Annotated in this window: 10 protein-coding genes; 4 read left to right on the forward strand and 6 right to left on the reverse strand. The window is 66.9% G+C overall.

Annotated elements, in window-relative coordinates:
• Positions 1–3: 3 nt before the first annotated feature.
• The 3 genes from ACR9ZH_RS06945 to ACR9ZH_RS06955 are packed head-to-tail and all read right to left on the reverse strand — an operon-like array spanning position 4 to position 3083.
• Positions 4–1485 (reverse strand): pseudouridine synthase, encoded by a 1482-nt coding sequence (locus ACR9ZH_RS06945; protein ID WP_481290033.1) that lies wholly within the window; start codon positions 1483–1485, stop codon positions 4–6.
• The gene (gene scpB, locus ACR9ZH_RS06950) at positions 1482–2237 is read right to left on the reverse strand and encodes an SMC-Scp complex subunit ScpB (protein ID WP_481290034.1); all 756 of its coding nucleotides are present in this window, start codon (positions 2235–2237) and stop codon (positions 1482–1484) included. Before scpB ends, ACR9ZH_RS06945 begins: the two co-directional genes overlap by 4 nt.
• Positions 2238–2276: 39 nt before the next feature.
• The gene (locus ACR9ZH_RS06955) at positions 2277–3083 is read right to left on the reverse strand and encodes a segregation and condensation protein A (protein ID WP_481290094.1); all 807 of its coding nucleotides are present in this window, start codon (positions 3081–3083) and stop codon (positions 2277–2279) included.
• A 390-nt stretch (positions 3084–3473) separates the two neighbouring features.
• On the opposite strand from ACR9ZH_RS06955, the gene dinB reads away from it, so the two are divergent.
• Together dinB and ACR9ZH_RS06965 are read left to right on the forward strand one after the other, a co-directional pair.
• Positions 3474–4661: a DNA polymerase IV gene (dinB, locus tag ACR9ZH_RS06960; protein WP_481290035.1), complete on the forward strand. Its 1188-nt coding sequence runs from the start codon at positions 3474–3476 to the stop codon at positions 4659–4661.
• 131 nt (positions 4662–4792) lie between these two features.
• Positions 4793–5149, forward strand: a complete 357-nt coding sequence (locus ACR9ZH_RS06965; RefSeq protein WP_481290095.1) for a PilZ domain-containing protein — start codon at positions 4793–4795, stop codon at positions 5147–5149.
• A gap of 69 nt (positions 5150–5218) precedes the next feature.
• Here ACR9ZH_RS06965 and ACR9ZH_RS06970 read toward each other — a convergent pair whose 3' ends face one another.
• Positions 5219–6910, reverse strand: a complete 1692-nt coding sequence (locus ACR9ZH_RS06970) for an AMP-binding protein (RefSeq protein WP_481290036.1) — start codon at positions 6908–6910, stop codon at positions 5219–5221.
• Positions 6911–7010: 100 nt separating this feature from the next.
• Here ACR9ZH_RS06970 and ACR9ZH_RS06975 point away from each other — a divergent pair, with 100 nt between their 5' ends.
• Entirely contained in the window at positions 7011–7442 is a 432-nt protein-coding gene (locus tag ACR9ZH_RS06975; protein ID WP_481290037.1) for a hypothetical protein, read from the forward strand.
• Positions 7443–7592: 150 nt separating this feature from the next.
• Here ACR9ZH_RS06975 and acnA read toward each other — a convergent pair whose 3' ends face one another.
• Positions 7593–10337 carry an aconitate hydratase AcnA gene (gene acnA, locus ACR9ZH_RS06980; RefSeq protein ID WP_481290038.1) on the reverse strand — a complete coding sequence of 915 codons (2745 nt, stop codon included), beginning with the start codon at positions 10335–10337 and terminating at the stop codon, positions 7593–7595.
• Positions 10338–10561: 224 nt separating this feature from the next.
• Here acnA and ACR9ZH_RS06985 point away from each other — a divergent pair, with 224 nt between their 5' ends.
• Complete coding sequence (locus ACR9ZH_RS06985) at positions 10562–11494, forward strand: LysR family transcriptional regulator (RefSeq protein WP_481290039.1); 933 nt, start codon at positions 10562–10564, stop codon at positions 11492–11494.
• Between the two features lie 208 nt (positions 11495–11702).
• Here ACR9ZH_RS06985 and hflD read toward each other — a convergent pair whose 3' ends face one another.
• On the reverse strand, positions 11703–12329 hold the full coding sequence (gene hflD, locus ACR9ZH_RS06990; RefSeq protein ID WP_481290040.1) for a high frequency lysogenization protein HflD: 627 nt from the start codon (positions 12327–12329) through the stop codon (positions 11703–11705).
• Positions 12330–12399: the final 70 nt, after the last annotated feature.

Raw genomic sequence — 12399 nt, forward strand, 5'->3', positions numbered from 1 at the left:
CGCTTACCGGTTGCCGCCGCGGTTGCCACCGCCGCCACCGCCGCGGTTGCCGCCACCCGGGCGTCCGCCACGATTGCCGCCGGGACGCGGACCGCCCGGACGGTTGCCGCCACCGGCCGGACCGCCGGCGCGATTGCCACCGCCACCCGGACGGCCGCCACGGTTGCCGCCGCCTTCGAAGCGGCTGCCCGGGGTGCGGTTGCCATCGGCGCGTGCCGGACCCTGGCCCGGCGCGCGGTTGCCCGGCGCATTGCCGGGGCGTCCGCCCGGACGCGGGCCGCGGTTGCCGGCGGTGTTGCCCGCCGTGTTGCCGCCACCGGTGCGGCTGTCGCCGGCGAACCAGGTGCGGATCGAGGGCAGTTCCTGGCCCGGCGCGACGCGGCGCGACTTGCGCTGCGGGCCGCCGCCGCCCGCCCGTTCCGGACGCGCGACGTTGCCATTCACTTCGCGGCGCGGAGCGCCGCCGACGCCGCCCTGGGCACGCCCACCGCGGCCGCCACGCCCGCCGCGCGGGTTGTCGTCGCGGATGCGGTCGAAGGCGGTGAGCTCGCGGGCCTCGTCGTGGCGCGCCGAGCTCCATGCCCCGGTGGTGCGGGTATCGGGGCGGTACTCGGTGACGTGCCGCGGCGCGCGGCGCTGGTGCACCACGGCGCTCAAGGTCAGCACGGGTGCCGGCGCGCCAAGGCCGGCGCGCTCGCGCAGTTCCTTGATGGCGGTCTCGTCGAGCGACTCGCAGTCGCCGCGGCGCAGCGCACGCGGGAGTTCCACGGAGCCGTAGCGAATGCGCTTCAGGCGGCTGACGAGGAAGCCCTGCGAATCCCACAGGCGGCGCACTTCGCGGTTGCGGCCTTCGCGGATGGTGACGCGGAACCAGCTATGGCTGCCGCCGCGGCTGATGACGCCGATCTCGTCGAAGCGGGCGGGACCGTCTTCCAGTTCCACGCCGGCCTTGAGCCTTTCGAGCACCTCGTCCGGCACTTCGCCGTGGACGCGGCAGAGGTATTCGCGTTCCAGGCCGCTCTTCGGATGCATCAGAGCGTTGGCGAGTTCGCCGTCGGTCGTGAGCAGGAGCAGGCCGGTGGTGTTGATGTCGAGGCGGCCCACGGCGACCCAGCGCGCGCCGCGCAGGCGCGGCAGCTGTTCGAACACGGTGGGGCGGCCTTCGGTGTCTTCGCGGGTGGTCACCACGCCTTCCGGCTTGTGGTAGACCAGCACTTCCGCGTCGCTGCGGTTGTCGGTGGCGACGACGAACTGCTTGCCGTCGAGGACCACCCGGTCGCCGGCGTGGACGCTGGCGCCGATGGTGGCGACGGTGCCGTTGACCTCGACTTCGCCGGCCTGGATGCGTTGCTCGAGCATCCGGCGCGAGCCGAGTCCGGCATTGGCGAGCACCTTGTGCAGGCGCTCTTCGAGTTGCTGGGTGGTGTCGGCGGCATCGTTGCCGCCGCGCTTCAGGGTGAGCAGGGATCGCTGGGGCGCATTCATGCGCGTGACTCCTCGGTATCTTTCTCGGCGTCGCCGTTTTCGGCGTCGCTTACGGGGTTCTCTGCCTCGTCGGCAGTGGGGGAAGCCGCGGCGACGTCGTCGTCGCCGTCTGGCAGGTGGTCCGCGGCGTCTGCCGCAGTGTCTTCGTGTTCGTTTTCCGGCATCGCGGCGTGGGCCGGCGCGGGTTCCGCGTCGCCTTCGAGGCGCAGTTGCGGGTTAAGTTCCTCGAGGTCGCGAATTTCCGACAGCGGGGGCAGGGCATCCAGCGACTTGAGGTTGAAGTAATCGAGGAAGGCGCGGGTGGTGCCGAACAGCGCCGGCTTGCCCGGTACGTCGCGGTGACCCACCACGCGGATCCACTCGCGTTCTTCCAGCGTCTTGATGATGTTCGAGGACACCACCACGCCGCGGATCTGTTCGATTTCCGGCCGGGTGATCGGCTGGCGGTACGCGATCAGGGCCAGGGTCTCGAGCAGGGCGCGCGAGTAACGGCTTGGCTTCTCCGCCCACATCCGCGACACCCATCCATGCACCTCGCGCCGGACCTGGTAGCGCCAGCCGGAGGCGACCTCGACCAGTTCCACGCCGCGTCCCTCGCAGTCGGCACCGAGTGCCGCCAGGGCCTGTGTGAGCTCTTCCGTGCCGATCTCTTCGTCCTCGCCGAAGATCGCCTTCAACTGCGCGATGGTCATCGGCTGGGTCGACGCCAGCAGCGCCGCTTCCACGATGGGTTTGAGTTGTTCGGGTTGCATAGGCCCTTGGATGGTGGTTCGTTGGCCCCTGGGGAGCCGTCAGGCGAGCGCTTCTTCCGGCTCGGCCTCGGTGTGTACCTTCGTCTTCAGATAGATCGGCCCGAGGGCCTCTTCCTGGACAATTTCGATGAGCATTTCCTTGGCCAGTTCGAGCATGGCCAGGAAGGTGACCACGACGCCCAGGCGACCTTCGCTTACGTCGAACAAGGTCTCGAAGCGGTGGAACCCGCCGCCCTCGCTCAGCGTGCCGAGCAGGTCGCCCATGCGCTGGCGCACGCTGAGCGGCTCGCGCTGGATCGCATGGTGCGTGAACAGGTCGGCGCGATTGAGCACGTCCTTGAGCGCGAGCAGGAGCTCCCTGAGGTCCAGCGGGGGCGGTACGCGTACCACGTTGTGTTCGCCGATGAAGGCGTGGACCACCGTGGTGTCGCGTTCCAGGCGCGGCAGCTCGTCGATATCCGCCGCGGCCCTCTTGAAACGTTCGTACTCCTGCAGGCGGCGGACGAGCTCGGCGCGGGGATCCTCCTCCACGCCTTCCTCGGCCGGCGGCCGGGGCAGCAGCAGCCTGGACTTGATCTCCGCCAGGATCGCGGCCATCAGCAGGTATTCCGCCGCGAGCTCCAGGCGCATCACGTCGCGCATCATCTCGATGTAGTCCATGTACTGCCGGGTGATTTCGGCGACGGGGATATCGAGGATGTCGAGGTTCTGCCGGCGGATCAGGTAAAGCAGCAGGTCCAACGGACCTTCGAACGATTCGAGGATGACTTCGAGCGCGTCCGGCGGAATGTACAGATCCTGCGGCATCTGCAGCACCGGCTGCCCGCGCACCAGCGCGAGGGGCATTTCCTGCTGCTGCGGGATGCCCGCGAAGGCATCCTGGGTTTTTTCGACCACCTGGACTTCGGTTGTCTCGTTAGTCATCGGCACACGTCAGAAGGGTCGCGAGAGCGACCGGTAGCGCAACAATCGATGCCGTCCGGCGGCCATACCGCCACCTCGCCCGGCATGCCACGCATCGTCGCCGACGAGCGATAGGCATAGCCGCTGGACACCCAGGAGGGTCACCGTCTGTGAAGGAACATCGGGAGCTGACCGCGGCCGGTCCCAGGAACGGACCGGTGAGGGCGCGACGCCCGAATAAGTTCACCCGATTGCCATACAGAGTATCGCCTGCGTCCATCCAAGTCCAGCGGCGGCCCGCCGGCCGCCGGGCCCTTGGGGCACAATAGAACCATGCAGCCTGCCCAGCGCGCCATCATCCACGTCGACATGGACGCGTTCTATGCCTCCGTGGAAGAGCTGGACGAACCCGCGCTGGTGGGGAAGCCGGTGATCGTGGCCGGCCTGGGACGGCGCGGCGTGGTTTCGACGGCGAACTACGAGGCGCGGAAATACGGGGTCCGCTCGGCGATGGCCACGTCCGAGGCGCGCCGGCGCTGCCCGGACGGCATCTATATCGTCCCCCGACACTCGCGTTACCAGGAGATCTCGAACGTGGTCTTCGGGGTCTTCGCCGAAGTCACCCCCCTGATCGAAGGCCTTTCGCTCGACGAAGCCTTCCTCGACGTCACCGCCAGCCTAAGATTGTTCTCATCTATCGAGGGGATCGGGCGCCGGGTGAAGGACGAGATTCGCGCCCGCACCGGCCTCAACGCTTCCGTCGGCATGGCCCACAACAAGCTCCTTGCCAAGCTGGCCAGCGAGCTGTCGAAGCCGGACGGCTTCCTGCGCATTGCCCCGGAAGAGATCCGCGGTTACCTCGACCCCTTGCCGGTGGGGCGCATGTGGACGGTGGGGAAGGTGGCCGAGGAAGCCCTGCACAAGGTGGGCATCCGCACCATCGGCGATCTCGTCCGAGCCGACGCCTGGCGCCTGAACAAGGCGGTGGGCGAACGCCACGCGGCGCAGCTGCGGGAGCTTTGCCGTGGCGAGGACCGCCGGCCGGTGGTCGCCGATGCACCGGAGGTGTCCATCGGTGCGGAGTGGACCTTCGAATACGACCTCGAGGAACTGGCCATCGCCGAGGCCTGGATGCTCCGCCAATGCGAAAAAGTGGGAGCCAGGGCGAGAAAACGCGGTGTGAATGCCCGTACGGTATCGGTGAAGCTGCGCGAACCCCCGTTCACCACCCACAGCCGTCAGGCCCAGCTGCCCGTCCCCGGCAACGCCACGGCGGATATCTACGCCGTGGCACGGCGCTTGCTTCGGGTCTGGTGGGACCAGCACCCTCGGCCCAGACTGCGCTTGCTTGGGGTGACCCTGTCGGGATTCGACGCCAGGCACGGCGACGAACAGCAGGACCTGTTCGCCATGCCGGTATCGGACAAGGCATCCGACGGCGTGCAGGATCTGATCAACGGGCGCTTCGGCGCCGGGGCCCTGGTTCGGGCAGGTGTGCTGAAGACGCGCGGGAACGAGTGAACGCGGCAGTATGTATGCGTCATCCAGGCTGCGCTAATGTGTCGGTTTGTGACACGGAACGTAAGCAGACGAGGTGTGTCATGCCGATAGCAACAGGCAAGGACGAGATATCGGGATGGGTGGAGAAGCTGATGTCGAACGATAAGGACGCCGCGCACACGCGCTATCGCCACGCGCGGATGCGCGTACAGACCGCGGTGCTCATGAGCCGCGGCGGAGAGGCGCATCCCACCGACCTGGTCGACATTTCCGCGACGGGCGCGCTCCTGCGCCGTCCGCTGGGCTGGCGCGGCGAGCCCGGCCAGACCTGGATCCTCGACATGATCTTCGGCCACGACCTGCACATCCACCTGGAAGCCTCGGTGGCGCGGGTGTCGGCCCGGCAGATCGGGATGGAATACACCCTCATCCCGGAGGACAAGCAGGCCTCGCTGTGGGAACTGCTCGGCGGCTACGCCGATACGCTGGAAGCCTGGCAGGACGATTAACCTGCGAGGGTTGGTCCCTGTGGGAGATCCTATGTTCCCCCACAAGAGCACGCTTCACCGCATCGGCCGTCAGGAGGCCTGTTTTTTCTTCCGCTCCTCATCGCGGAGCTCGCGGCGCAGGATCTTGCCGACGTTGGTCTTCGGCAGGGCGTCGCGGAATTCGATCTGCTTCGGGCGCTTGTAGCCGGTGAGGTTTTCCCGGCAGTACTCCTTGAGCGCTTCGATCGTCAGCGACGGGTCCTTGCGGACCACGAACAGCTTCACCACCTCGCCCGAGTGCTCGTCGTCCACGCCCACCGCCGCGACCTCGGCCACGCCGGGGTGGTGCATGACGATGTCTTCGATCTCGTTCGGGTACACGTTGAAGCCCGAGACCAGGATCATGTCCTTCTTGCGGTCGACGATGAAGGCCTGGCCGGTGTCGTCCATGCGGGCGATGTCGCCCGTGCGCAGCCAGCCATCGGCGTCGAGCACCTTCGCCGTCTCTTCGGGCTGGTTCCAGTAGCCCTTCATCACCTGCGGGCCGCGGATGCAGAGCTCGCCGACTTCACCGATGGGCAGCACCTTGCCGTCCTCGTCGCGGATCTGCGCGTCGGTGGCCGGAATGGGGTAGCCGATGGAGCCCGTGTAGTCCGTGATGTCCACCCGGTTGGCGAAGGCGACCGGCGAGGTTTCGGTGAGGCCGTAGCCCTCGATGATCGGATGGCCGGTGACCGTCTTCCAACGCTCGGCGACACGGCGCTGCACGGCCATGCCGCCCGCCATCGACAGTTTCAGCTGCGAAAAGTCCACCTGCTCGAAGCCGGGCGTGTTCAGCAGACCGTTGAACAGCGTGTTGACGCCGGTGATCGCGGTGAACTTCGTCTTCTGCAGTTCCTTGACGAAGCCGCGCATGTCGCGAGGGTTCGTGATGAGCCGGTTCTGGCCGCCCAGGCTCGCGAAGATGAGGCAGTTCACCGTCAGCGAGAAGATGTGATAAAGCGGCAGCGCCGTGATGATCGTTTCCTCGCCCAGGATGGCGTGGCCCGCGACCCACGGACGAGTCTGCAGCATGTTCGCGATCATGTTGCGGTGGGTGAGCATGGCGCCCTTCGCCACCCCGGTGGTGCCGCCCGTGTATTGCAGGAAGGCGATGTCTTCGTGGTCGATCTCGACGGCCGGAAGCGGATGCGCCTTGCCCTTCTCGATGGCGGCGCGGAAACGCACGGCCTTGGGCAGGTTGAACGCGGGCACTTCCTTGCGGATGCTCTTCACCACGAAATTGATGATGTTTCCCTTGGGGAAACCGACCATGTCGCCGACGGCGGTGGTGATGACGTGCCGCACCTGGGTGCCGTCCAGCGCCTTCTCGGCAGTGGCCGCGAAGTTGTCCAGGACCAGCAGCGCCTGCGCGCCCGAGTCTTCCAGTTGGTGATGGAGTTCGCGCGTCGTGTACAGCGGATTCGTGTTTACTACGGTGAGGCCGAGGCGCAGCGCACCGAACAGCGCGATGGGGTACTGCAGCAGGTTCGGCAGCATGATCGCCAGGCGGTCGCCTTTCTTCAGGCCGAGTTCGCCGGAAAGGTAACCGGCGAAGGCCCGCGAAAGCTCGTCGATCTCGCCATAGGTGAGGACTTTGCCGAAATTCGCGAACGCTGGACGGTTGCGAAATTTCTGAAAGGATTCTTCGAGGACGGCCGCGATGGAGCGGAATGCGTTGACGTCGATGTCGGCGGGAATGCCGGCCGGGTAGTGGTCAAGCCACGGGCGCTCGATGCTCATGAATCGGACGGACTCCTGGAAGTAACGCGAAGCATTGGAGCATACGCTTGCGTATAGCGGCAAGCCGCATCGCAGCGGCTCTGGGGATGAGGAAACGGCAATGTGCAACGTGGGAAAGCTATTGTCTTGTCTGCTATTGATGAGCCTCGTCGCATGTCGCCATGCGCCCGACGAGATGCAGGTGCGCAAGGCGATCGCGGCGACCGTGGAAGCGGCAGAAGAGGGCAAGGCCGGAGACACGGTCGCGGCCTTGACGGATGACTTCGACGGAAACGCCGGCATGCTCGACCGACGGGCGCTGGCCAACCTGGTCCGGGCGTACGCGCTGCGCGGACAGAAAGTCCACGTATTGATGGGCCCGGCCGAGGTCGAGCGGCGTGGCGAGCGAATGGTCGCGCGCTTCACCGTTACGCTCACGGCCGGGGCGGGCGTGCTCCCCGATAACGCGGGCGCCTATACGGTAGAGACCGGCTGGCGGAAAGATGGCAGCGAATGGCGTTGCTTCACCGCCACATGGAAGCGCGCGTTGTAGGAGCGCGCCTGCGCGCGACATGTTTTGAGGCCGTGCCCTGGGGCTGGCGCGTCGGCTTGGGAACAGGCGCGAAAAGATGTCGCGCGCAGGCGCGCTCCTACAGGGCATAAAAAAACGCCCCGGTTTCCCGGGGCGTTCTTCGAAGCCTTATCAGGCCGCCTTCGCCAGCTGGCGAAGCACGTACTGCAGGATGCCGCCGTGGCGGAAGAACTCGCGCTCCTTCGGGGTCAGCAGCAGCACCTTCACGGTGAAGGACTTGACCGAACCGTCCGGACGCGTGGCCTTGACCGTCGCCGTCTTCGACTCGCCGCCGTTGAGGCCGGTGATGTCGAACACTTCGTCGCCCTTCAGGCCCAGGGTCTGCGCGTTCTCGCCATCCTGGAACTGGCAGGGCAGCACGCCCATGCCGACCAGGTTGGAGCGGTGGATGCGCTCGAAGCTCTCGGCGATCACGGCCTTCACGCCCAGCAGCAGGGTGCCCTTGGCCGCCCAGTCACGCGACGAACCCGTGCCGTATTCCTTGCCGGCCAGGACCACCAGCGGGGTGCCGTCGGCCTTGTACTTCATGGCGGCATCGTAGATGGCCATCTGCTCGCCGGTCGGGATGTACTTGGTGTAGCCGCCTTCGACGCCGTCCAGCATCAGGTTCTTGATGCGGATGTTGGCGAAGGTGCCGCGCACCATCACGTCGTCGTTGCCGCGACGCGAACCGTACGAGTTGAAGTCCTTCGGCTCCACGCCCTTCGAGATCAGGAAGCGGCCCGCCGGGCTGTCCTTCTTGATCGAACCGGCCGGCGAGATGTGGTCGGTGGTGATCGAGTCGCCGAAGATGCCCATGGCGCGCGCGCCGTGGATGTCTTCGATGGTGCCGGCCTCGGCCGTCATGCCCTCGAAGTACGGCGGGTTCTTGATGTAGGTCGAGTCGTCCCACGCGTAGGTCTTGCCATCCGGCGAGGCGATGGCGTTCCAGCGGCTGTCGCCCTTGAAGACGTCGGCGTAGCTGTCCTTGAACATCTGCGGGCTGATCGCGCCGGCGATGGCGTCGGAGACTTCCTGGTTGGTCGGCCAGATGTCCTTGAGGTACACCGGCTTGCCGTCGCTGCCCGTGGCGATCGGATCCTTGGTCAGGTCGATGTCCAACGTGCCGGCCAGCGCGTAGGCGACCACCAGCGGCGGCGAGGCCAGGTAGTTCATCTTCACTTCCGGATGCACGCGGCCTTCGAAGTTGCGGTTGCCCGAGAGCACGGACGCCACGGCGAGGTCGCCGTCGGCGATGCCCTTGCTGATCTCGGGCGGCAGCGGACCGGAGTTGCCGATGCAGGTGGTGCAGCCGTAGCCGACCACGTAGAAGTTCACCTTCTCCAATTCCTCGAGCAGGCCGGTCTTCTTCAGGTATTCGGTGACGACCAGCGAACCCGGGCCGAGCGAGGGCTTCACCCAAGGCTTGGAGGTGAGGCCGCGGGCCGCGGCCTTCTTCGCGACCAGGCCGGCGGCGAGCATCACGGCGGGATTGGAGGTGTTGGTGCACGACGTGATGGCGGCGATCACCACCGAGCCGTCGTTGAGGCGGAAGGACTTGCCGTCCTTCTCGACCAGCACGCCGTCGTCGTCGACCTTGTTGCCTTCGTTACCGACGGCCGTGCCGCCGCCTTCGTTGTTGAAGCGCGACACGTCGCCGTTCTTCGGCTTGCGGCTGGCGGTGAGCGGGCCCACGGCGTCGTGGAAACTCTGCTGCACGCCTTCCAGCAGCACGCGGTCCTGGGGACGCTTCGGACCGGCGAGCGAGGGGCGCACGTCGGCCAGGTCCAGCTCGAGCACGGTGGTGAATTCCGGCTCCGGCGTGTTGGCGTCGTGCCACAGGCCCTGGGCCTTGGCGTAGGTTTCCACCAGGGCGATCAGGTTCTCGTCGCGGCCCGACAGGCGCATGTAGTTCAGCGCTTCCTGGTCGATCGGGAAGATGCCGCAGGTGGCGCCGTATTCCGGGGCCATGTTGGCGATCGTGGCGCGGTCGGCCAGCGGCAGGTTCTGCAGGCCCGTGCCGAAGAACTCGACGAACTTGCCCACCACGCCGAGCTTGCGCAGCATCTGGGTGACCGTGAGGACGAGGTCGGTCGCGGTCACGCCTTCGGAGAGCCTGCCGGTGAGGCGGAAGCCCACGACCTGCGGGATCAGCATGGACGACGGCTGGCCGAGCATGGCTGCTTCGGCCTCGATGCCGCCCACGCCCCAGCCCAGCACGCCGAGGCCGTTGATCATGGTGGTGTGCGAGTCGGTGCCGAACACGGTGTCCGGATAAGCGAAGGATTCGCCATTCACTTCATTGGTGAAGACGACGCGGGCGAGGTTCTCCAGGTTCACCTGGTGCACGATGCCCGTGCGCGGCGGCACGACCTTGAAGTTGTTGAAGGCCTTCTGGCCCCAGCGCAGGAACGAGTAGCGCTCCTGGTTACGCTCGAACTCGATGGCGACGTTCTCTTCCAGCGAGCTTTCCGTACCGAAGGCGTCCACCTGCACCGAGTGGTCGATGACCAGTTCGGCCGGCGCCAGCGGATTGATCTTGTCCGGGTCGCCGCCGAGCTTGGCGACGGCGTCGCGCATGGCAGCCAGGTCGACCACGCAGGGCACGCCCGTGAAGTCCTGCAGGACCACGCGAGCCGGCATGAAGGAGATCTCAGTGTCCGGTTCGGCCTTGGCATCCCACTTGGCGACGGCCTCGATTTCCTTCGAGGTGACGTTCAGGCCGTCCTCGTGGCGGAGAAGGTTCTCCAGCAGGATCTTCATCGAGTAGGGCAGGCGCTTGATGTCGAACTTGTCGCCGAACTTGGCCAGGCTCGCGATGGTGTGGCGTTTGCCGTTGACTTCGATACTGTCTCGGACCGAGAACGAGTCTTTCATGCTGTACTCCTGGCGTGGTTCTTTAGCTGGGGAGGCCGGGCTGGCCCTGGGGGCCGCCAAAGGCGTCGATTATCGCGCAGTCTGTCGTTCGTGTGCGACCGCCATGAGACCGGCTGTGGCTAGAATGACCGGTCCCAGGCATACGCCATGGGAATTTCTGGGCGCGAAAAGGATGAGGGCGGCGGATCGTGGGCGCAAACGCATTTGATGGCACGCAGCGTTCGATGATTTCGATGGCCTTGTCGTCCGTGTCCCTGCGCGACCTCGCCCTCGTCCAGGCGGTGGCGCGTGTGGGCAGCTTCACCAGCGCCGCCCGCGCCATGTACATCAGCCCCTCCGGGCTTTCCCACCAGGTACAGAAGGTGGAACAGGCCCTCGGCGTACCCCTGTTCGAACGGGGCGGCAGGCGGGTGGTTCCCACCGCCGGCGGGCGGCGCCTGCTCGGCTATATAGAAGAAGTGCTGGCCACGGCCGAGCATCTCGAGCATGCCGCCCGGGCAGGCGACCTCGCTTTCGGCGGCGAGCTCAGGCTGGGCGTGCCGTCCACCCTTGGTCCCTACCTGCTGCCGCACTTCATCGAGCCGTTCCCGCAGCGCTTCGCCGGGGCGCGGCTGACCATTTCCGAAGGCAAGCCGCGCGGCCTGCTGCGCCGGCTGCACGAAGGAGAGCTGGACGCGGTGCTGGCGCCGCCTGCCGCCACGGTTGCCGGGCTGGAAGCCATTCCGCTGTTTTTCGAGCCGTACGAGCTGATGCTCCATGCGGCGCATCCGCTGGCGGGGCGGAAGTCCGTGGCGTTGGCGGAACTGGACGCGGCCGAGGCCACGCTGATGGCCGAAAGCCACGGGAGCGGCGTGTCGGAATTGGGTATGGCGGGTCCGGCGCGGCCGGAACGGATCCAAGACCTCAGCATCGAGAGCCTGGCCACGCTGGTGGCCCTGCGCGGCGGCTACACGCTGGTGCCCATCCTCGCGCACGAGCGGCTCGGTTCGATTCCCAACGTCGTGCTGGCCGCGGTGGAAGGTGCGCGGCCGGGGCGGCACATTTCGCTTTACTGGCGCAGCGCCACGCCGTGGGGGGAAGACCTGGCCCGCTTCGGCGATCTATTGCGGAGTCTTGCCGGGACGATTCCGGGCCTCGACGCAGCGGAACGTACCTGACCGACACGACAGGTGCAGGAGCCCCCCGTAGGAGCGCGCCTGCGCGCGACAGCTCTTCGCGATATCGCAACTGGATTACGGCTATTTGAAGTAGCGCGGCTGGGTGTGGGTCTTCGGGATAGCGCGACAGGGTGGGGCTTTTCGCGAGAGGCTGTCGCGCGCAAGGCGCGCTCCTACTGGGGGTGGGGCTCCTGCGCCTGGTAGGCCTTTAGCCGCCGTCGTCGAGGGTCGAGCCGGTGAGCAGGCCGCGGGCCAGCATCGCGCATTGCTTGCGGTAGATCAGCAGCTGCCACTGGCGGCCACCGAGCTGCTGCCACAGCACCGCGGAACGCACCGAGGCCAGCAGCGCGGCGCGCACCTTGTCCACGTTGGCCTTCTGCTGCAGGTAGGCCGGGGTGCCGGTGACCATGACGCGGGGCTTTAGAGTGGAAAGCGTGGACGCATACAGTTCGGCCAGACGCGCCGCGACGTTCGGATGGCCCAGCCCGAAGTGCTCCACCTGCCGCTGCGCGGACACGATGCCCTCGCGCAGGCGCTCGAGCAGGCCCCGGTTGCGCGACAGCGAGCGCTCCAGGCGCAGGACGGTGACGGCCATGCGCATCACTGCCACGTCGCGTGTCTCGTCCTCGAACTGCGCCACCAGCGTCCGCAGCCCGCGGCGCACGCCGGAAACGCCGCCATACACGCCCGCCACCGAATCGGCATCGATGCGGAACACACTGGCCAGGCTGGTTTCGAACGCCACCTCGTCACAGCGGCCATCGGTCGCCAGTTGCTGGGCGAGGGCGGCACCCTGGAAAACACCTGCCAGGGCGAGGACGCGTTCTTCGTTCATTCGTAGGGCTCGGGGAAGAGGAGGGGGCGATAAGCGTTGCGTAGGAGCGCGCCCTGCGCGCGACAGCCTT

This window comes from Luteibacter sp. SVR4-7G, assembly GCF_056755555.1.